The organism is Micromonospora sp. BQ32 (genome assembly GCF_059358895.1).
Genome location: NZ_JCADBI010000004.1, coordinates 324016 through 343827 on the forward strand (window position 1 = coordinate 324016; position 19812 = coordinate 343827).

The window sequence follows — 19812 nt, forward strand, 5'->3', positions numbered from 1 at the left end:
TGCTAACTCAATCCTGATCGGATCGGATTGGATCCACCTCACCCGCCCCCAGATGCGAGGAGAAGCAGGTGCCCAGAGCGCTGCTCCTGACCGGCGACGCCGCCGAGGAGCTCGACACCATGTATCCCTACTACCGCGTGCAGGAGGGCGGCTGGGACGTTGACGTCTCGTCCCGGACGATGCGCGACGTGCAACTGGTCATCCACGAGTTCGACCCCAACTCCGATGCCTACGTGGAGAAGAACGGTCGGAAGCTGCCGGTCGACGTCCCCTGGGCCGAGGTCGACGTCGAGCGCTATGACGCCCTCATCATCCCCGGGGGACGTGCCCCCGAGTGGATCCGGGTCGACGCCGATGTCAGGCGCATCACCGAGCACTTCTTCGCGCGCAACCTCCCCATCGCGCTGGTGTGCCACGGCGCGCAGGTACCAGCGGTGTACGGGCTACTGAAGGGTCGAAAGACGGCGTGCTTCCCGCCCATCACCGGTGACATGGAGAACGCGGGCGCGACGGTCATCGACGCTCCCGACGTCGTGGACGGCAACCTCGTCTCCTGCCGCGGGTGGCCCGACATGCCGCAATTCGGCAGGGCGATGATGGAGGTCTTCTCGAAGTCCGTCAACCCCGCATCGGCGTGAGCGCAGCTGGCCTGCTCCGGTGACGGCACCTCGGACGATCACAGTCGACGGTTCCCCCGTCCACGTCATGGAGAGCGGCACCGGGCCCGCGGTGCTGATGCTGCACGGCTCCGGACCCGGCACGACCGGGGCCGGCGCCTGGGCGACGACGGCACAGGCGCTGGGTACGTCCTGGCACCTGGTGGCTCCTGACCAGGCGGGATTCGGCCGTACACCTGTCCCGGCGGGCTCCAGGGGTGGCCTGCTCCGGCTGTGGACGGAGCAGGCCGCGGGCCTGATGGATGCTCTCGGTATCGAGTACTACGCCGTGGTGGGTCACTCCATGGGCGGTGCCGTGGCGCTGGCGTTGGCGGCCGCGCGCCCCCAGCAGGTCACCCGTGTCGTGGCGGTCTCGACGATGGGCGCCCCCGGGGCGCCGCTGTCCGCCGAGCTCGACGCGGTCTGGGCCGCCCCCGCCGGCCCGCTCGGGGCACGAGACATGCTGAGTCGCCTCGTCCTCGACCAAGCGCTCGTGACCGACTCGGCCGTCGATGCCCGCGCCGCCGCGATGCGAGCGGGGGCGGCCGCATTCGCGTCGCTGTTCCCCCCACCCAGGGCACGATGGGTCGACGAGCTCACCCTCTCGGCGCAAACGCTGGCAGCGGTGCGCGCGCCCGTGCTGCTCGTCCACGGCGCCGAGGACCGAGTCACCCCGCTCGCGACGGCAGCCCAGCCCCTGCTCGGACACCTGGCCGATGTCCGTCTGCACGTGCTCGGCCGATGCGGGCACGTGCCGGCGATCGAGCACCCGCACGAGTTCAGGCAACTGCTGTCGTGCTTCCTCCGCCGGGACCCAGGTCACTAATTCAGGTCACCCGCAGCGTTGACCGTTGAGGTTGAAGGCGGTTGGCACCGGATTGGTGCCGCTCCACGTGCCGTTGAAGCCAGTGCTGGTGGACGCGCCGGGGGCGAGTTTGCCGTTCCAGCTCATGCTGTCTGCGGTGACGCTCGTTCCGTTCTGTTGCCAGGTGGCCGACCAGCCCTGGCCGACCTTCTGACCGGTGGTGGGAAAGTCGAAGGCGAGTTTCCAGCCGTCGATCGCGGTGGTGCCGGTGTTCATGATCGTCACGGTCGCGGTGAAGCCGCCCGGCCAGCTGTTCGCCGTGTAGCCGACCGTGCAGCCGACGGTCGGGGCGGTGGGCGCGGTCCGCACGGTCAGGCCGGGCGAGGCCGCCGAGACGTTGCCCGCCGCGTCGCGGGCGGTTACCACGAAGATGTACGGGGTGTCCGGCGTCAGCCCGGTCACGGTGTACGTGGTGCCGGTGGCGTTGCCCACCTTCACGGTGCCGGTGGTGTCGACCCGGTGCACGTCGTAGCCGGTGACGGCGGTGTCGTCGGTGGACGGCGTCCAGGCCAGCGCGACGCTGTCGCCGGTGATCGTGCCGGCGGTCGGCTTGCCCGGGGCGGTCGGCGCCTGGGTGTCGCCGGGCGTGGTGCCGCGCGGCAGCACCAGGTGGGTGATCGAGTTGCCCGGGAAGGTGGCCGTGAGGCTGCCGGCGGTCACCGGCTGGTCGGCCTCCCGGACGACGCCGGCGAGGTCCGCCTCGCTGTAACGGTAGACCTGAGCGGTGCTGGCGGAGGCGCCGGTGAGGGCGACCGAGCTGGTCAGGTCGTTGCCGGTCTTGTTGATGACGACCAGGGTGAGCGCCTTGTCGGCGCTCCGCTCGGCGGCGTACACGGCCAGCCTGCCCTGGTCGGCGCTGGTCGCCTGGACGGAGGTTTCGCCGAACGCGCCGCCCTTGCCGTCGTAGTTGCGGTAGACGCGGAAGGCGTTGGCCACCGGCTGGTCGGCCTCCGGTGCGGTCCAGAGGGTGGCCAGGTCGAGCCCTTCGCGGCCGAAGATGCCGAGTACGTCAGCCTGGGCGAGCGCCCCGTTGAGCGACCCGTGGCCGCCCCAGTTGTACTCGGTCATCGCGATCTTCGTGCCCGGGTAGTGCTGGTCGACCAGCTCGCGCAGGCGCGGAATGAACCGTACCGGACTGTTGATCCAGCTCTCGTCCACGTAGGTCGGGTCCCAGAGCTGGCGGGTCGAGCGCAGTCGCAGCGCCTGGGTGTCGGCGTCGCCGGCTGCGTCGCCGAGCACGCCGGACTGCTGCGGGTAGAGGTGGACGTCGAAGTAGTCGAGGATGCGTGTGCCGTGCTGCTGCTCGTACTCGCGCATCCGGTCCAGGTACCACGGGCCGAGGTCCTGGCCGCCGTGCGCGGCCTTGTCCGGCGGGTTCGACCAGCAGCCGGTGCGCGAGCAGGTGTCCTGGTCGAGGCCCGAATAGAAGATTGAGTTCAGGCCCCAGCCGACGGGACCGAGCGTCTTCGCGCCGGGGTCGGCAGCCTTGATCGCGGCGGCGTACTCGTAGGTGCGATCGCGTAGCTCGTCGTAGCCCAGCCCGGTCGGGCGGACGTCGCGGTGGGTGGAGTGCCACAGGTCCGGCTCGTTGTCCAGGTTGTAGAACTGGACCCCGCCGTCGGCGGCGGCGCCAAACTGCCCCTTGAGGTGGTTGACGAAGTCGGTGGCGTACTCCGGACCGACGGCGGCGCTGGTGTCCTCCGGGTCGTTGCCGGTGACCGGTGACCCGTCCGGCTTCGTGCCGTTGCCGCAGTCCGGTGCCCAGGGGTCGGTGGACTGCTGCGGGCCGTACTTGGCGACGCTGAAGCCACACGCACGCGCGCGTTCCTTGGCGATCCAGCCGAGCATCGGCATCGTCATGACCGTGGCAGCGCCGGTGGCCTTGTTCTGCTGCACGAACCGGTCGGTCTCCGAGCCCTCCGGGAGATCGGCCGGACTCGGGTTGTCGTTGGGGATGTTCTCGAAGTACCAGTCCGCCGCGCGGTTGGTGGTGTCGGCACGGAAGTTGTAGCGGGTGGTGGCGTTGCCGCCGTAGCGGTGCACCGGCAGCCGCAGGTCGCGGGCGAGGGCCTGATCGGCGAAGTTCATGCCGTAGACGTACGGGCTGATCTGGTGCCGGGCGGCGGTGGTGTCCACGGCCAGCGCCGGGCCGGCCGCGGCCAGGGCGGGCTCCGGCAGGGCCAGACCGCCGAGGGCCGTGGCGAGCACGACCGGGAGTAGAGCTGTGGTGGGACGCACGAGTATTCCTTTCGAATAGAAGCCCGACGATGGGAGCGCTTCCACAGGTTTGCGCTATCCTCGCTCTGAGTCAATGCCGGAAGGCTCATCGTGGAGCGTGTCGACCTGGTGGGGAACCAGCTGTCTTGGAGGATGACGATGCGCAGATTTCTCGCGGTGTTCAGCGCCGCCCTGATCCTCGGCGCCGCAGTCGGCAGCACGCCGGCCGGCGCATCGGGGGCCTCCCCGCCCTCGTGCCCCCGTGGCCTGCTCTTCTGTGAGGATTTCGAGCGACTGCCTCTCGGAGGGCCCAGCACGTTGAACTGGGGCGTCGACACCCGCCACGGCACGCTCACCGTCGAACGTGCCCGTCGTGGCAACCAGGTGCTGCACGTCCACACGGTGGACAACGGCCGCGCCTTCCTGCGCGTCGACGACTTCGCCGCCCCGGGCAACCGTTTCTACGGCCGGATGCGTCTGCGCGTCGATGCCTTCCCCACGGCCCCGGACTGGGCGCACTTCACGCTGGTGGAGGCGACCGGCACCGGCAGCGCGGAGGTCGTCCGTCCGGTCGGTGGCCAGTACGCGCCCACGGTCCCCGGAACCTTCTGGGGGGTCGGCGCCGACGGCGGTCCGACCGGCGACTGGACCAACTGGCGGGAGTCCGCCCCGGTCGCTGAGGACACCTGGCAGTGCTTCGAGTGGAAGATCGACGCGGCGGACAACCGCGTCGCGGTGTGGATCGATGGCGTGGCGAACCCGGAGCTGACAGCCTCCACGAGCGATCACGGTGGCAACGATGTTCCCTTCGTCCTGCCGACCGTCGACACGGTGAAGATCGGCTGGCAGCTGTACCAGGGCGGCACGACGCCGGGCGAGTTTGACCTCTGGATCGACGACATCGCCCTTTCGAGTAAGCGGCTCGGCTGCTGATCTGAAGCCCCGGGTGGCTCGGAGGCTCTCGACACATGCGGTCGTGACGTCAGTCGCGATGGGTGTCCCTGCCGGGGTGCGGCTTTGCTGCCGCACCCCGGCGGCGGCGTCACCGGGCTGGTCGGGCTGAGAGGCGAAGCACCAGCTTCCCGGCCGTGTGGCCCCGTGAGCGCCGAAATGCTACAAGGGGACGTGCCCGACCTGACAAGCTTCCGTGATTCCACGTCCCTCAAGACTCCGCGGCTGCTGTTGCGCCGCTGGCGACGCGATGATCTGGACGGGTTCGCCGCGGTCAACGCGCAGCCCGAGGTGATGCGCTACATCCATGACGGCCGCACCCTGGACCGGGCCGCGACAGCGGAGCGTCTGGCCACCTATCAGCGGCACTGGGACGAGCACGGCTTCGGCCTGTACGCGGTGGAGATCGGGGAGACCGGCGAGCTGGCCGGTTTCACCGGACTGGCGGTGCCGACCTTTCTGCCCGAGATCATGCCGGCCGTGGAGATCGGCTGGCGACTCGGCCGCGCGTACTGGGGTCGGGGCCTGGCCACCGAGGCGGCCCAGGCCGTTGTCGCCCACGCCCGTGCCGAGCTCGGCCTGCGGCGGCTGGTCAGCATCCACGTCGTCGGCAACGAGGCGTCCGCGCGGGTGATGGTCAAGCTGGGCATGTCGCTGGAACGCGAGACCGTGCAGCCGGACACCGGCCGCCAGGTCCGGGTCTACGCGATGGACCTGTGAAACAGGTCTTCGCAACCAGGACCGAGGCCGCCGACACGTTGGGCCGGCCAGAAAATGGGACGCTCAGCGTTGCCTGGTGCCGGTCCGGTCAGGCTGGGCCGTTGACCAGCGGGTCGTGGACCCGACCGAGAAACAGCGGTACGCCGGTGAGCCGGTCGTGGATGACGTACAGGAATGGCCGGTTGACGAAGAACTGCGGTCCTTGCGGGATCGACGGCGGTCGGACGATGACGGCCGATGCGGCCGCGGCCTCGGTACCCTTCTCGTCCACCGCGATGAACGTCTCGTGCACCACGTCGTCGATGCACAGGGCCGGTTCGGTGCTCATGCCGGTGAAATCGGCCTGTGACGTGAATGCCGTGGGCATGCCGAGGCTGCCCAGCGCGGCACCCAGCTCGGCCGGCAGGCGGAACGTCCACCGGGGCAGGCGCAGTTCGACGTCGGTGATCCGGAACCCGGTCAGCAACGCGCCCAGCCAGGTCGCATCGAGGTTCGCCTCGACCGCGGCGAGATTGTCCCGGGTCGGCATGACGATGGCCATGGCTAGCCCGTCGCCCGCGTACGGCACGTCGACCGCGCGCCACCCGTCGCCCTCGAGGTAGCCCATCCGGTCGAACGGCCCGCGCATGACCGGGACGTCGACGACGGTCCCGTCGTCCCTGGTGAACGGTCCCACCGCCGTGGCCGTCGCGGTGAACTGGTACTTCCAGGCCGCCCTGAGGTAGATCGTGTTGGTGAGGATCAGGCTGGTGTCGGGGCTCACCGCGTCGGACTGCAACAGCTCCGGGATTTTCGCGTTGGTCCGATCGGACACCCAGGTGTTGATTTCCTGGCGGGCCGCCTCCGGGGCGCCGCGGAAGTCGACCGGATGCGGCGCGGCACCGTAGTAGCCGGCCAGGGTGTCCCGGAACCCGGGTCGCAGGACCAGGTCGAGTCGTGTCCACAGCGCGTTGGCCGTGGTCAGCCGAGGCTGCTTGGTCCCGTCACCGTTCTCGTACCGGCCGGCGAGCGTCTGCTCAACGGTGTTGAGCCCGCTGTCGAGCGTGCGGGGGCGGGGATGCGGCGCGTGGAGCACCGTGTCCATCTCGTCCGCCGTGGTCGAGCCGGCGCCCGCCCGGGTCATCGCGAGCGCGAGCCCGACCGAGTACGGCGCGCACACCACGTTGCCGCCTGCCCGGGTCGACGCCAGCGTGCGGTAGAGGTCGGCCGTGAAGCCGCGAACGGCGGTGGCGGCGGCCTGCATCGTGGTCGGGCAGGGTGGTATGCGGTCCGCATCCGTCGAGGTGGACGACGGGCCGAGCCAACGGGCATCACCTGGGGCGGCGGTGAGAGCGGCGGCCGCAAGCGGTACCGCCCGCAGAACAGATCGACGCGAGACCATGTGTCGACGGTAGAGCAGTCCCACGGGAATCCGCCAGGTACAGACGCAAATTCATCGAAGCTCAGCAATGTTCGTCACTCGCGCGTCGAAGAAGTTGCGATTTGCGGGGTCTCCGACTGGTCGAAGCCGCGACGACCGACGCGGGGGAATGGCTGGTCGTCGAGGACGAGGCCCCGCAGGGGTTCGCCACGAGAACGCTGACGCGCGCTGATGCGGACCAGCCTCCATGGCGATCATCGACGTCTCCCGCTACGATCCGATTTCGAAAGATTACTGAGCGTTGATGTGTGCTGTCCGCAAGCCCTGGACGCTGGCAATCCGGCGCCGCTACGAACGTGGTGCCGGCCTGAGGATCACGCCGTCTCGACGAAGGGAATCCGGATGACGGAGAGCGCGCAGACCACCGAGAGCCGAACCGTTCCGCCCGCGCGGCCGTACCCGTTCAGTGTCCCCGACCGCCTCGTCGTCGATCCGACCTATGGCGAGCTGCGCGAGAACGAGCCGATGACCCGGGTGAGGCTTCCCTACGGCGAGGAGGCGTGGCTCGCCACCCGGTACGAGGACGTCCGGACGGTCCTCGGCGACGTGCGGTTCGGCCGCGCCCCGGCCGTCCAGCGCGACGAGCCCAGGCTCACCCCGCGCCAGCAGTACAGCGGCATGCTGACCATGGACCCGCCCGATCACACTCGGCTGCGCCGGCTGGTGGCGAAGGCGTTCACGGCACGTCGGGTAGAGGCGCTGCGACCCCGAGCCCAGGAGATCGCCGACGCACTGGTCGACAACATGGTTCGGCACGGCGCTCCGGCCGACCTGGTGGAGCAGTTCGCCACGCCGCTGCCGATCCAGGTGATCTGCGAGCTGCTCGGGGTCCCGTACGCCGACCGCGACCGCTTCCACATCTGGTCCGAGGCGATCGTCTCGACCACCTCCCTGCCCATGGAAACGATCCAGGAGTACCTGAACAATCTCCTGGGCTACATCGGTGATCTGGTCGCCGAGCGCCGCCGCGAGCCGGGGATCGACGACCTGCTGGGCGCGTTGGTGCGGGCCCGCGACGAGAATCAGGATCGGCTCAGCGAGACCGAGCTGGTGGAGCTGGCCGGAGGGCTGCTCGCGGCCGGCCACGAGACCACGGTGACCCAGATCCCCAACTTCGTCTACGTCCTGCTGCACAACCCGGACCAGCTCGCTCGGTTGCGGGCCGACCCGTCGCTGGTGCCGGCTGCGGTCGAGGAACTGTTGCGGTACGTGCCGCTCGGCGTCGGCTCCTCCTTCGCCCGGTACGCCAAGGAGGACGTCGAGGTCGGCGGGGTGCTGGTCCGGGCAGGTGAGCCGGTTCTCGGCTCACTGTCGTCGGCGAATCGGGACGGTACCGTCTTCGCCGACCCGGACCGGCTGGATTTCCACCGCGAGCAGAACCCGCACCTGGGCTTCGGGCACGGCGTACACCACTGCGTCGGCGCGCAGCTGGCCCGCATGGAGTTGCAGGTCGCCGTCGCCACCCTCGTGACTCGCCTGCCCGGATTGCGGCTCGCCGTACCGGAAGCCGAGCTGGAGTGGAAGCGGGGGATGTTGGTGCGGGGCCTGCTCGGCATGCCGGTGGCCTGGTGAGTACCGCGTGGCGGATCGGGGTGGACTCGCGCCGCTGCATCGGCACGAGCATCTGCGCCGGTACCGCGCCCGAGCACTTCCACCTGGTCGGCGGCTTGTCCGCGCCGCTGGCCGACGTCGTCGCCCCGGCCGAGGTCATCCTCGACGCCGCCGACTCGTGCCCGGTGGAGGCGATCACGGTCCACGACGCCACCGACGACCGGCTGATCGCGCCGCAGGAGTGACCCGAAATCCGGCCAGGTCACGTCACGCCGCCCCGGCCCGGATCCGCGAAGATCGGACCCACGTCGAACCGTCGATCGACCGGGACCAGGTCGTTCGTCGCGAGTGCGAGCCCTGGCCCCGGCCGATCGGTCGATCAGCAGTTCTCGGTGGTGTACTGAACCCACGGGTTGAGGTACGCCCCGCTGATGAAGCCGGACCTACCGTTGCTGAAGCGCACGTGCCACCAGACGGCGATGCCGTTGACCGTGTCGCCGCGCGTGGCGCAGTCCAAGTACGCCGTCACGCCGCGATTCACCTGGCCATAGGCGGTGCAGGACGTGTGCGGCCCGGTACGGTAGCGGACACCGTCCGCCGTCACCACGGCTGCACGGCTGCTCCGGTCCGACCAGCCCTGCCCGCAAGCCGCCGACGCCGGTGTCGCGGGCACAACGTAGGTCACCGCCGCCGCGAGCAGCGCGATACCTGTCAGCCGAGCACTCATTCGTCGCGTGGTCATCGGTCTCCCTCCACAAAGGTGACTGTCAGCCCACCCTATATCGATGGATGTGCGCTTCCTGTAGACCTGGGGCCGCTACGGGCAGCGCCCGCCCACCGTCATCGACGGCGAAATCCTGTGCGCCGGCCGCGACCTGCTGCCCACCTTCAGTGGCTTGCCGGTAGCGGAAGCCCTTGGGGCCAGTGGGTCACCTTCAGGCCCTCGGTCGGCGGAGTCCGCCGGGGTCTCTGCGCCGGACGACGCAGTCCGGGCTATTGACCGGACTGCGTCGTAACGCCATCGGGCCTGCCGCTGGTCAGCGTCTGCGCAGTCGGTGGCCGCCGGCCGCCCAGAGTAGGGCGACAAGGGCGATGGTGAGCAGCGCGCCCAGTACGAGGATGACCCTGACCCAGGTATCGGTGATCGCGGCGAAGACGAAGAGCCTGCCGACGAGTTGGACGCCGAGCAGCACGGTCAACAACACCTGGTGCCAACGTCGGCCAGCGCGTAGCCGGAGCGCCAACCACGCGTACGCGATCCCGAAGCTGAGGTGGAACGCGTGCGGAATCCCGAGCTCGTAGGGCGGGGTCACCAGCGCGTACGTGTGTTCGACCACCAGCACCCAGATCAGCGCGATGGCCGTCCGTAACCGGGTCGATCGCCCCTCGCGCCCGGGTGGACACCGCGTGCCTGGACCGGCTGTCCGGTCGATCGCAGTAGCCCCACTCGTCGAATCTGGTACCACGACTCCTCCAATAGGCTCGACCGAGAAATTCTCGATCGAGCCTATCTGGCGACAGCCCTATGATCCAGGCATGAGTGCTGCACGATCCCTGGCCGACGCCTCTCGGCTCACCTTCCTTCCGGCCGACGTCATCACGGCCATGCAGATCAGCACCATTCACCGGCGCAGTCAGAAGATTTTCAATGAGGCGCTGCGGCCGCTGGGATTCGAGGAACGCCACTTCGCGGTCCTGGCCGTCCTCGACGGCCGTGGCCCGCTCACCCAACGCCAGCTTGCCGACCTGCTTGATCTCGACAAGTCAGCACTGGGCCGGATCGTCGACGATCTTGAGCGGCAGCGGTTGGCCGAACGCCGGGCGGTGCCGACCGACCGTCGTGCCCACACCATCCATCTCACCGAACGTGGCCGCCAGCGCATCGAAGAGGCGCAGCGGATCGCCAGTGACGTGGGCCGACAACTCTTTGCGCACCTTGCCCCGAGCACCCGGCGGGCGTTGGACCAAGCCCTGCGACAACTGCTGGACGTACCCGAGGTCGGCCCCTCCAGCCAAGCCGGTGACCGCCAGCCGTAAGCGACCCGCCGCCGGGGGGCACCTACGCTCTCCCCAAGTCGCTGCCGCGAGCGGACGACCTGGCAGCGCTTGCAGCTCGACTACTGACGCCGTAGCCGCGGCCAATGTCGCCAGCGGGGCGACAACCAGCTGCTCAGATGGCCTGCTTCTCGGCGGGGATGGCGGGGCGAAGGTCTGTGTCGTGCCATTGATCACGATGGTCGCCGAGCCCAGCGGCCGCGGCTGCTTGATGACGTTGCGGACCTCGCCGCCGACGCTGGTGGCTCTCTGCAAGGATGGTGGCCGTGGCGAGCTTCCACGCGCGGTACGTGTCCGGTGATCCCGACGACGTATGGCGCGACCTGCGCGGTCTTGGCCTACGGGTCTTCGACGCCCCGTACCGCGAGGACGCCGAGGCGGTGGCGCGCGAGTTCGCCGACCGTGCCCGCAGGAACGTCGAGACACTCGTTGAGCGGCTGCAGGCGCGGGGCTTCCGTGCGGAGGAGAACGACGACGAGGGGACGCCGTGTCGCGCCCACGTTCCCCCGTCGCCGGGCGCGCCCGCGCTGGCCGACTGGCTGGAGGTGACGTTCGCGCCGTTCCCGATGACGATCAGCGCGTGGATCCGGCAGGTGGGCGATGTGTGGCTCGTCGGGGAATTGCCGGGTTGGCCGGCCAGCGTGCTCGCGGACCCTTTGGTGGTGCAGCTCGAGTGGGCCGAGCGAGGCGGCTCGCGCTCCTACTACGAGGCCGAACACGCCGCGTACCTCAGGGACACCGCTCGCCGGGACGTCGGCATCCCGTTCCAGCTCGACTACGCGCCCGACGAACTCCACAAGGCGAACATCAGCGGCGACGCGCCCTACGGCATCGACCTGCCCGGCCCCGGAATCGACGGGAAGGTGGGGCCCGCGATCTGGTTCGTCGACGATCTCAACACTGCGTTCGCGGCCGGCGGCTTTCCCGGTGCGCTGTGGGGCGAGGGCTACCAGGAGCCGCCCGCCGGATTGCGTGAGTCGCTCGCCGCGGGGCTGCTGCGGCTCTGAGGCCGCCAGACGGCTGGCGGGTCAGACCCAGTTGACTCATTCGGTTAGTGCGGGAAAACAGCCTTACCTGCAGGCATCACCGTAGGTGAACGGGGCGCGGGCCGCACGAGCGCGGCACCGTGAGCCAACTCAGGTCAGTCGGGCGCCGGGTTCCTCGCCTGCACCGGTGCCGGCGACCGGGCGTTGCTGGACCGGCGTCTCTACCTGCCCGAACAGACCTGGTGCGCCAACGCGTCGCGGCCACTACTCGGCCGACCGCACCCACCGAGCCCGTACTAGCTCACGTGCCTGCGTCTGGATACCGCTGCCGGGGGCGCCAACCGCGCCACGGGCGGGAGCGGCGAGACATCCGGGGAGGCTTGGAATGCGGAGATGGCGAGCGCGGCGAAGCGCCGGGAGGCGGTGACCTGGGTAGTCGGCGAGGTCGTCCGGATACCGCTGTTGGCCATCAGCACGAGGATGACGTCGTCCAGGACGAAGTCGGGGCGCAGGCGGCCCGCTTCCTTGGCGCGGTGGGCCAGTTCGTCGATCGCTCTCAGCGCGTACTCACGGCGCGCGTCGAAATCAACTGCATTGGGAAAGGTTGAAATGAGCGCTGCGGTGAAGCCACGGTCGCGTGCGTGCAATTCACACATTTTCTCGATCACGAAACAGAAACCGTGCCATGGATCCAGATCGGCAAGGCCCTCGTCGACAACGCCGCGACACGCGTACATCTGTTCTTCGAAAGCCTCGGTGACCAGTATCTCCTTGGTCGGAAATCGGCGGTACAGGGTGGCGGGTGCAACCCCGGCGCGCCGGGCAACCTCCCGCATCGGCACGTCCAGACCGTCAACGGCGAAGACCGCGCGGGCGGCCTCGAGGATGCGCTCGCGGTTGTCCAGGGCGTCGGAGCGAAGAGCGTGAGGCAAACGATCGGTCACGGCTCTCACTTTAGCGAGGCGGACAGCGGCCTGCGTTAGCGTCCGTCTGTATGAGGGCTTTGCAATTTTCGAAGTACGGTCCCGCGAGTGTCCTTGAGGTCTCGGAGGCCCCGGAACCGCACGCCGGACCCGGCCAGATACGGGTGGCGGTTCGGGCTTCGGGTGTCAATCCGGCCGACACGTACGTTCGCGCCGGCCGATTCCAGGACTGGATTCCGCTCCGCCTGCCGCACGTGCCCGGTGTCGACGCTGCCGGCGTGGTGGATGAGGTCGGCGACGGGGTGACCACGGCTCGGGTAGGCGATGAGGTTTTCGGGATCACGGACTACGCCCAGATGGGCGGAGCGAACGCCGAATACGCCGTCCTGGCCGCGTGGGCACCGAAGCCGGCCGCCCTGACCTGGGAGCAGGCCGGCGGCGCGGCGGGCAACATCGAGACGGCCACCCGAGTGCTCGACCGGCTGGGCGTCAAGGACGGCACCACGCTGTTGATCGAGGGCGCGGCCGGCGGGGTCGGTACGACCGCGATCCAGCTCGCGGTCGCTCGCGGCGCGGCCGTCATCGGCACGGCCAGCGACCGCAACCATGAGTTCGTCGTCTCGCTCGGGGCGATCCCGACCACCTACGGCCCCCGGCTGGCCGAGCGGGTCCGCACCCTGGTGCCCGGCGGGGTGGATGTCGTACTCGACTGTGCCGGCTCTGGTTCTCTACCCGACCTGGTCGGCCTGGTCGCGAGCCCGGACAGGGTGGTGAGCATCGCCGACATCAACGCCTCGGCCTACGGCGTGCACCTGTCGCGCGGCTCTGGCCCCGGCGCGGACACACCGGCTCTCGAAGGAATCGCCGCCGTCGGCGAACTCGCCGAGCGGAGTCGTTTCACAGTGCCGGTCGCTGCCGTGTTCTCGCTGGAAGAGGCGGCCGCCGCCCACGAGTTGAGTGAGTCCCGCCATGCGCGAGGCAAAATCGTGCTGAAGCCGTAGGGTGCCTCACCCAGCCTCTGTCCACCGGACCAGAGCACGCGCGGCCCGGGGTGGCCGCCGAACTCCGCCGGGGCCAGGTCGGCGTGCGAGCCCGGCCGCCGACGACGGCGCCGGGCCGCGCGTCGTCCGCTCACTGACGGCTCTCCTTGATCTTCGGCAATGGCGTACCGTCGTCGCACCGCGCCTTGATCTCGCTCTTGTTGCCTGCGGACAGCAGCACCACCCGGATCTCCTTGGCGGGCCCCGAGGAATATTCGGTGAGTCTGTACCCGGAGGCAGGGGCGACGTTGACAACGCGAGCCTGGTCGCCGGTGCAGCGCACAGTCACCACGCCACCGAGTGCTCGAACGGGTGTACCTGGCTCCGGCGAGGTCGGCGCCGGCGCGGCACTCGACGGCCCTGTCAGCTGCTCGGCACTGGGTGACGTTGCAGGGCCAGGGCCGGCCGAGGAACCGGTTCTGGCGGTCGGTTCAGCCGGCCCCGCCGGAGCGGCCAGCGTGCGGCTTGGCCGTGAGAATGGTGCGGGCTCCCCAGTAGTCTGCCGGGGCGCAGGTGGCTCGGTGGCAGACGCATCGAAGGCGGCGTCGGGCGGGGCGGTGCCGTCACGTGTGATGCCCCCGCCCGACCTGCCATCGGTAGGTGTGAACTGGGAGAGCAAGAGCGAAATAGTCCCTGCCGTCGCCATGAGAACGGAGATCAACACGGCGAGTGGGATGCGCCGACGCCGACCGGCAGAGGAACCGGCGGTAGTCGGCACCGACTCGGGTACCCGCAGCGCCGCCTGTTCCACCCGCCGCTCGGCATCATCGGCCAAACCGTGCAGGGCCGTCGCCACCTCCGCGGCGACCGGCCGATCCGCGGGATCCCTGGCGAGGCAACCTTCGAGGAGACGGTGAACCTCGGGTGACACTCCCTCGATATCAGGCAGCGGTGCCGGATCGACGTATACGTGGGCAGTCAACATCTGCGTCGGAGTCTCCGCCGACCACGGCAGCTCATTGGTCAGCGTTCGGTACAGCAACAGTCCGAGCGCGTAGACGTCGGAGGCAGGCAGGACAGTGCCGCCGGCGAGCCGCTCGGGCGCGAGGTAGGCCGCCGTGCCCAACAGCCGTCCGTCCGCCTCCAGCTCCGGCCGACCGACAGTGGTGGCAATACCGAAATCGAGCACCTTCACACCGGCGGGTGTCAGCATCACGTTGGACGGCTTGATGTCCCGGTGCACCACGTTGCGTTCATGCGCGGCGGCGAGCGCCTCGGCGACCTGCGCGCACGTCCGAATGGCAGCGGCCGGCGGCAGCGGACCGGCGGCAAGTCGCTGATACAGGGTCTGGCCGGGCAGGAGTTCCATCACCACGTACGACACCCGACGGCCGGCAGCATCGGTGTGTTCGCCATAGTCGTACACACTCGTCACGTGCGGGTGCCAAAGGCCGGCTGCGGCCCTGGCCTCTGCCCGGATGCGTTGTCGTGCGCCTCGGGCGGCAGCGTGCGCGCCGGCCAGGACCTTGACGGCCACCGTGCGTTCGAGGACCCGGTCCCACGCCTGCCAGACGGCTGACATGCCACCAGCACCGAGACGGCTCTCGACCCGATACCTGTCGTCCAACAGATCACCGACCATCACTGGGACAGCTTGCCAGAGCGGACTCGCAGCGGCATGACGACCCAATTCGACGCTGGTCGGAAGCCTCCACGGTCAGCCACGAGCGCGCCCGAACCGTCCTGGATCTCCAATTCCGGCGTCCTCGTCGATCCCGCCGGTCGACGTTGACATGGTGTCGGGTCTCGTGGTTCGGCGCGCACCGCTGGAGCGGTGTCGTTTCTGCGGAGCGGACCGATGAGGACGGCGGGAAGGGTCGGCCGCGCTCGGCCGGCACGTCCGTGCGCCGTGGGGGAGAATCGAACCATGTTTGTCATCAGGGAGCGGTTCTTCTCGATCGGCGACGACTTCGACGTGCTCGACGAGCACGGCACCAAGGTCTTCCACGTCGACGGCAAGGTGCTCAGCGTTCGCAACAAGGTCGTCATCGAGGACGCTGCCGGCCGTGAGGTCGCCACGCTGCACCGGCACCTGGTGGCGCTGCGTCCCACGTACGAGATCCGGATCGGCGGCGAGAAGGCCGCGGAGGTCCGCAAGAAGCTGCTCACGCCGTTCCGCGACAAGTTCACCATCGATGTGCCGGGGCCCGACGACCTGGAGATGAAGGGTGACCTGCTCGACCACGAGTACGTCATCGAACGCGACGGCACCGAGGTGGCCGCGGTCTCCAAGCGGTGGCTGACGATCCGCGACACCTACGCCGTGCAGGTCACTGCCGGCGTCGACCCGCTGCTCATCATCGGCAGCGTCCTCGCGCTCGACCTGGCCTTGAACCGCGACAAGAAGAAGAGCGACGAGGACTGACGCGCTGGCGGCAGCCGCATTGCCCGGGGTCGGCTCGTGGCCGGACGGTCTGACGCGTTCACCGGCGGCGGTCGCTTCTGACCAGGCTGGGCAGCAGCAGCCGGCTGCGCTACTGGCGGTGTGGCCGGATGTTGTGGTTGAGGTGGAAGACGTTGTGCGGGTCCCAGATCGTCTTGAGTGCGGTGAGCCTGGCGAGCTTGGCGGCGGGGTACGCGCGGCGTACCCCGCGTTGCCCCTCATCGGCGGCGAGCGAGTTGACGTAGACGCCGTCGGCGTACGGGTCGAGCGCGGCCCCGGCACTGCGAGCCGCTGCCATCTGGTTGTCGTCCTCGGACGGGTCGGTCCAGCGGGAGCCGGCACCGAACTCGAACATGGTGTCGCGGTGGCTGAACGCCGCGTCGGCATCCGCGACGTCGGCGATGGCACCGCCGTGCGCCTGCAGGCCGACGCTGGGCAGTTGGGTGTCGGCGCGCAGGTCCGACGCGCCGCGCAGCAGGAACGCCTCGATCGCTGCGGTGGGGAAGTGCCGCAGGTAGTGCGCACTGGAGTACCGGCGGTAGGTGTGGCCGCCGACGGTGTCGTCGCGTTGCTGCAGTTCCAGGTATGACGGGGTGGTGACCCGCTCGGCGACCGGGCGCCCGAGCGCGCGCATCGCCGGCAGCAACCGGTGACCCTGTGCCGGGTCGCCGACCCAAACGAAGCCGACGGTGGCGATCGGGCCCCTGGCCGTGCTTTGGACATCGGCGGTGAAGGTCGCCTGCCGCGGTGCGACCGCGTTCAGGTCCCGCCAGCCTTCGAGCACCGGTACGGCGTCCTCGGCGCGGACGTCGAGCTCGGCGACCAGGGTCCGCGTTCCGGTGTGGTGCAGTTGGAAATCGAAGTCGGTGACGATGCCGAAGTTGCCGCCCCCGCCGCGCAGGCCCCAGTAGAGGTCGGGGTTCTCGGTTCGGCTCGCGGTCACCACCTCCCCGTCCGCGGTGACCATCGTGTAGGAGACGACGTTGTCGCAGGCCAACCCGTGTTGGCGGGCGAGCCATCCCATGCCGCCCCCCAGGGTCAGGCCGCCGACCCCGGTGTGCGAGACGTTACCCGCGGTCGTGGCGAGGCCGTACGGCTGCGAGGCCCGGTCGAGTGCCCCGAGCAGCGCGCCACCCTGGACCCGGGCGCGTCGGCGGATCGGGTCGACCCAAACGCCGTTCAACGGGGTCAGGTCGATCATCAGGCCGTCCGCGGGGACGGCGAGGCCGGCCACGTTGTGCCCGCCGCAGCGCACCCCGATCTCCAGGTCGCGTTCGCGGGCCAGGCGTACCGCGGCCACCACGTCGGTGACGCTCGCGGCCTGCACGATCATCCGCGGGCTCCGGTCGACCATGGCGTTCCAGACGGTGCGGGCCGCGTCGTAACCCGGATTGCCCGGGGTGAGCAGGCGGCCGTCGAAGCGGGGACTGGTCGTTGTCGTCATACGTCTGAGCCTGACGTAAATCGGTACACCCGGTAAGGTCCGATTTCATGGGCCGAATCAGGACCAATTCGAGCACTGCGGAGGACCTGCTCATCCATGTCGACCGGACCGCGGCCGAACCGCTGCACCGGCAGATTGCCGCCTCGATCCGGGGCGGCATCCGGGCCGGCCGGTTGCGTCTCGGGACGTCCCTGCCGCCCACCCGCACCATCGCAGCCGATCTGGGAGTCTCACGCGGCGTCGTGGTCGAGGCATACCAGCAACTCGTCGCCGAGGGCTACCTCACCAGTCGGGCGGGCGGCTACACCCAGGTCGCGGTCGAGCCGGCTCCGCCGTCGGCGGGTCCGCGCCGCGAGGATCGGCCGACGACCCGGATCGACTTCGGGTACGGCCGCACCGACGTGTCGTCCTTCCCACGGGCCGCCTGGCTGCGTTCGGTGCGAACGGTCCTCACCACCACGCCGAACGAACGCTTCGCCTACCTCGACGGGCGTGGCGTACCCGAGCTGCACGCAGCCCTGATCGACTACCTCAGCCGGGTCCGCGGCACATCGGCCCGCCCGGAGAACGTCGTGATCTGCAGTGGCTACGGCCAAGGCGTCGCGCTGATACTCCAGGTGCTCGCGGCGCGCGGCGCCCGCCGGCTGGCCGTCGAGGACCCATCCGCGGACGACGACGCCCGCCTCGTCGCGGCCGCCCTCGGCCTGGACGTGGTCGGCGTCCCGGTCGGGCCGAACGGCATTCTCGTCGAGAAGCTCGAACAGACCGACGCGGACGCCGTCGTGCTGACACCCTCGCACCAGTGGCCCACCGGCGGCGTCCTGTCGGCCACCGCGCGGGCCCGGGTCATCGGCTGGGCGCAGCGTCGCGGTGCCGTGGTGATCGAGGACGACTACGACGCGGAGTACCGCTACGACCGCTCGCCCGTCGGCGCCATGCAGGGGCTGGCACCCGACACCGTCGTCTACTGCGGCACAGCGAGCAAGACCCTGGCGCCAGGGCTGCGCCTCGGGTGGCTGCTTGCGCCGTCACATCTGGTCGACGACATCACGGCGGCCAAGGTACGGGCCGACCGCGGCTCTCCCGTCATCGACCAACTCACCTTCGCCGACTTCCTCACCCGCGGTGAATTCGACCGGCACCTACGGCGCATGCGCCCGGTCTACCGCCGCCGCCGCGACGCACTCCTGGCCGCGCTGCGCGCACGGCTGCCCGAACTGGAACCGGTCGGTGTCGCGGCGGGCCAACACGTCGTGACCTGGCTCCCGCACGACCTCGACGAGGCCCCGGTCGTGGCTGCCGCCGCCCGGCGCGGACTGGTCGTGCAGGGCGTCTCCCGGTACCGACTGAGCCCCGCCGGACCCGGCGGGCTGATCTTCGGCTACGCCACCCTCACCGAACGCTCCATCACCGACGGAGTGGAAGCCCTTGCCGACGCGGTCGCAGAGGTCCGGACGCAGGTCTGCCGTCTGCGAATACTTCGACGACGATTATCCGAGCAAGAGAGTCGACACCTGCACCTACAACACCAGCACCGGCGGCAAGCAGACCGCGGAGCTGCGAACGGCACGCTTCATCTACCGGGTGTTCGAGGCCAAGACCGGTAAGCAAGTCAGCCGCTTTTCGTTGCCGGGCAGAGTGAACTCCTGTCGAGCAGTCGTCTACGGGGCGGCGAGTGGGACGTACTACCAACTGGTGCTCGACGACGAGCTCACGGCCAGGCTCCGTCCCCTCGTCATGGCACGCCGACCCGGTTAGTGCTGAAACGGCAGCGGCAAGGTCAGAGCGCGGTCAACGACGCAGTCAGCGACGTGGGTCACGTTGACACGCTGCGCGGCCATCGCGTAGCGCTCGGCCGCGCTTACGTTACTCGTACCGATACTTCAGCGAGTCTGCTTCGGCCTTCTCGATGTCCGCGATCGTCAGCTCCGGCATTCGCAGCTGGGCCAGCGTCACCTCGGCCGAGGTCGGCTGGGCGTCCGCCGGCAGCCACTGCTCAGGCTTCCACGCCCCGCTGCGCAGCAACGCCTTGGGGCAGTGCGGGTAGACCTCCTCGATCCCCAGCACCAGCGCACTGGCCGGCGGCTTGCCCACGGCGGTCAGCTGCGACAGCAACTCGGGGCGAGTGGAGACGCAGGCCCGGCCGTTCACCCTGAGTGTCGTGGTGCGCCCCGGGATGATGAACAGCAGCCCAGCCCGCCCGGTGGCGACGACGTTCTGGAGGGTGTCCAGGCGCTTGTTGCCGGTGGCGTCCGGTATTGCCACGGTCCGTGCGTCCAGGACGGCGACGAAGCCGGCGGGGCCGCCGCGCGGGGAGACGTCGCAGTTGCCCTCGGCGTCCACGGTGGCGACCAGGACCAGCGACGAGCAGCCGATCAACCGCTGGGTCTGCTCGGTGAGCTCGGTCATCTGCTTCCGTACGGCCGCGTCACTGGGGAGTTCGTAGGCCCGGCGCAGCGCCTCCTGGTCGGGCACGGCGTCGAGGCGCAGCGAGTCGAAGGCACTGGCGGCAAGGGCTGGCGTCATGCCATCGACCCTAATCGACGAATCCGACCGGTCCTGTCGCCGTGCGACACGTGCAAGATCACTGAGAACTTTTTG

At 69.6% G+C, this 19812-nt stretch carries 19 protein-coding genes; 11 read left to right on the forward strand and 8 right to left on the reverse strand.

From position 1 onward, the window contains the following. The first annotated feature begins 68 nt into the window (after positions 1-68). Both AC5L30_RS11010 and AC5L30_RS11015 read left to right on the forward strand, forming a co-directional pair. On the forward strand, positions 69-638 hold the full coding sequence (locus AC5L30_RS11010; protein WP_354970464.1) for a DJ-1/PfpI family protein: 570 nt from the start codon (positions 69-71) through the stop codon (positions 636-638). 67 nt (positions 639-705) lie between these two features. Further along, on the forward strand, positions 706-1482 hold the full coding sequence (locus AC5L30_RS11015; RefSeq protein WP_494866917.1) for an alpha/beta fold hydrolase: 777 nt from the start codon (positions 706-708) through the stop codon (positions 1480-1482). Positions 1483-1488: 6 nt separating this feature from the next. Here AC5L30_RS11015 and AC5L30_RS11020 read toward each other — a convergent pair whose 3' ends face one another. After that, positions 1489-3759, reverse strand: a complete 2271-nt coding sequence (locus AC5L30_RS11020; protein WP_494866918.1) for a glycoside hydrolase family 44 protein — start codon at positions 3757-3759, stop codon at positions 1489-1491. Positions 3760-3897: 138 nt separating this feature from the next. Between AC5L30_RS11020 and AC5L30_RS11025 the strand changes: the two genes are divergently transcribed. Continuing rightward, a complete protein-coding gene (locus AC5L30_RS11025) occupies positions 3898-4671 on the forward strand; it encodes a hypothetical protein (RefSeq protein WP_494866919.1) in 774 nt (257 codons plus the stop codon). Positions 4672-4863: 192 nt separating this feature from the next. Beyond that, positions 4864-5409, forward strand: coding sequence for a GNAT family N-acetyltransferase (locus tag AC5L30_RS11030; RefSeq protein WP_494866921.1), 546 nt, complete (start codon positions 4864-4866; stop codon positions 5407-5409). 88 nt (positions 5410-5497) lie between these two features. On the opposite strand, the gene AC5L30_RS11035 is transcribed toward AC5L30_RS11030, so the two are convergent. Then, entirely contained in the window at positions 5498-6790 is a 1293-nt protein-coding gene (locus AC5L30_RS11035; protein ID WP_494866922.1) for a serpin family protein, read from the reverse strand. Between the two features lie 381 nt (positions 6791-7171). On the opposite strand from AC5L30_RS11035, the gene AC5L30_RS11040 reads away from it, so the two are divergent. Together AC5L30_RS11040 and AC5L30_RS11045 are read left to right on the forward strand one after the other, a co-directional pair. Next, entirely contained in the window at positions 7172-8401 is a 1230-nt protein-coding gene (locus tag AC5L30_RS11040) for a cytochrome P450 (protein WP_494866923.1), read from the forward strand. Then, complete coding sequence (locus AC5L30_RS11045; protein WP_238660286.1) at positions 8398-8625, forward strand: ferredoxin; 228 nt, start codon at positions 8398-8400, stop codon at positions 8623-8625. The genes AC5L30_RS11040 and AC5L30_RS11045 overlap by 4 nt, the downstream gene beginning before the upstream one ends. Before the next feature lie 134 nt (positions 8626-8759). Here AC5L30_RS11045 and AC5L30_RS11050 read toward each other — a convergent pair whose 3' ends face one another. Then, positions 8760-9107 (reverse strand): SH3 domain-containing protein, encoded by a 348-nt coding sequence (locus tag AC5L30_RS11050; protein ID WP_494866924.1) that lies wholly within the window; start codon positions 9105-9107, stop codon positions 8760-8762. Between the two features lie 310 nt (positions 9108-9417). Then, a complete protein-coding gene (locus AC5L30_RS11055; protein ID WP_494866925.1) occupies positions 9418-9723 on the reverse strand; it encodes a hypothetical protein in 306 nt (101 codons plus the stop codon). Between the two features lie 193 nt (positions 9724-9916). On the opposite strand from AC5L30_RS11055, the gene AC5L30_RS11060 reads away from it, so the two are divergent. Next, complete coding sequence (locus AC5L30_RS11060; RefSeq protein ID WP_494866927.1) at positions 9917-10417, forward strand: MarR family winged helix-turn-helix transcriptional regulator; 501 nt, start codon at positions 9917-9919, stop codon at positions 10415-10417. Positions 10418-10692: 275 nt separating this feature from the next. Further along, positions 10693-11442: a hypothetical protein gene (locus AC5L30_RS11065; protein WP_494866928.1), complete on the forward strand. Its 750-nt coding sequence runs from the start codon at positions 10693-10695 to the stop codon at positions 11440-11442. A gap of 275 nt (positions 11443-11717) precedes the next feature. Here the strand turns inward: AC5L30_RS11065 and AC5L30_RS11070 are convergent, their stop codons facing one another. Continuing rightward, positions 11718-12365: a TetR/AcrR family transcriptional regulator gene (locus tag AC5L30_RS11070; protein WP_494866929.1), complete on the reverse strand. Its 648-nt coding sequence runs from the start codon at positions 12363-12365 to the stop codon at positions 11718-11720. Between the two features lie 50 nt (positions 12366-12415). Here AC5L30_RS11070 and AC5L30_RS11075 point away from each other — a divergent pair, with 50 nt between their 5' ends. Then, positions 12416-13345, forward strand: a complete 930-nt coding sequence (locus AC5L30_RS11075) for an NADP-dependent oxidoreductase (protein WP_494866930.1) — start codon at positions 12416-12418, stop codon at positions 13343-13345. A 130-nt stretch (positions 13346-13475) separates the two neighbouring features. Here AC5L30_RS11075 and AC5L30_RS11080 read toward each other — a convergent pair whose 3' ends face one another. Beyond that, entirely contained in the window at positions 13476-14966 is a 1491-nt protein-coding gene (locus tag AC5L30_RS11080) for a serine/threonine-protein kinase (protein WP_494866931.1), read from the reverse strand. Positions 14967-15251: 285 nt separating this feature from the next. On the opposite strand from AC5L30_RS11080, the gene AC5L30_RS11085 reads away from it, so the two are divergent. Further along, positions 15252-15749, forward strand: coding sequence for an LURP-one-related/scramblase family protein (locus AC5L30_RS11085; RefSeq protein WP_494866933.1), 498 nt, complete (start codon positions 15252-15254; stop codon positions 15747-15749). Positions 15750-15858: 109 nt separating this feature from the next. Here the strand turns inward: AC5L30_RS11085 and AC5L30_RS11090 are convergent, their stop codons facing one another. Next, entirely contained in the window at positions 15859-17211 is a 1353-nt protein-coding gene (locus AC5L30_RS11090) for an FAD-dependent oxidoreductase (RefSeq protein ID WP_494866935.1), read from the reverse strand. A gap of 47 nt (positions 17212-17258) precedes the next feature. On the opposite strand from AC5L30_RS11090, the gene pdxR reads away from it, so the two are divergent. Next, positions 17259-18818, forward strand: coding sequence for a MocR-like pyridoxine biosynthesis transcription factor PdxR (gene pdxR, locus AC5L30_RS11095; protein ID WP_494866936.1), 1560 nt, complete (start codon positions 17259-17261; stop codon positions 18816-18818). Positions 18819-19077: 259 nt separating this feature from the next. Here the strand turns inward: pdxR and AC5L30_RS11100 are convergent, their stop codons facing one another. Beyond that, positions 19078-19737, reverse strand: a complete 660-nt coding sequence (locus tag AC5L30_RS11100) for an MSMEG_1061 family FMN-dependent PPOX-type flavoprotein (protein ID WP_494866937.1) — start codon at positions 19735-19737, stop codon at positions 19078-19080. Positions 19738-19812: the final 75 nt, after the last annotated feature.

Excerpts from the sequence above, each read along its gene's own strand:
- AC5L30_RS11050 (WP_494866924.1), bottom strand. The coding sequence starts at position 9,107 with ATGAGTGCTCGGCTGACAGGTATCGCGCTGCTCGCGGCGGCGGTGACC.
- AC5L30_RS11075 (WP_494866930.1), top strand. The coding sequence starts at position 12,416 with ATGAGGGCTTTGCAATTTTCGAAGTACGGTCCCGCGAGTGTCCTTGAG.
- AC5L30_RS11090 (WP_494866935.1), bottom strand. The coding sequence starts at position 17,211 with ATGACGACAACGACCAGTCCCCGCTTCGACGGCCGCCTGCTCACCCCG.
- AC5L30_RS11035 (WP_494866922.1), bottom strand. The coding sequence starts at position 6,790 with ATGGTCTCGCGTCGATCTGTTCTGCGGGCGGTACCGCTTGCGGCCGCC.
- AC5L30_RS11025 (WP_494866919.1), top strand. The coding sequence starts at position 3,898 with ATGCGCAGATTTCTCGCGGTGTTCAGCGCCGCCCTGATCCTCGGCGCC.
- AC5L30_RS11065 (WP_494866928.1), top strand. The coding sequence starts at position 10,693 with ATGGTGGCCGTGGCGAGCTTCCACGCGCGGTACGTGTCCGGTGATCCC.
- AC5L30_RS11100 (WP_494866937.1), bottom strand. The coding sequence starts at position 19,737 with ATGACGCCAGCCCTTGCCGCCAGTGCCTTCGACTCGCTGCGCCTCGAC.
- AC5L30_RS11015 (WP_494866917.1), top strand. The coding sequence starts at position 706 with ATGGAGAGCGGCACCGGGCCCGCGGTGCTGATGCTGCACGGCTCCGGA.
- pdxR (WP_494866936.1), top strand. The coding sequence starts at position 17,259 with ATGGGCCGAATCAGGACCAATTCGAGCACTGCGGAGGACCTGCTCATC.
- AC5L30_RS11040 (WP_494866923.1), top strand. The coding sequence starts at position 7,172 with ATGACGGAGAGCGCGCAGACCACCGAGAGCCGAACCGTTCCGCCCGCG.
- AC5L30_RS11080 (WP_494866931.1), bottom strand. The coding sequence starts at position 14,966 with ATGGTCGGTGATCTGTTGGACGACAGGTATCGGGTCGAGAGCCGTCTC.
- AC5L30_RS11060 (WP_494866927.1), top strand. The coding sequence starts at position 9,917 with ATGAGTGCTGCACGATCCCTGGCCGACGCCTCTCGGCTCACCTTCCTT.
- AC5L30_RS11085 (WP_494866933.1), top strand. The coding sequence starts at position 15,252 with ATGTTTGTCATCAGGGAGCGGTTCTTCTCGATCGGCGACGACTTCGAC.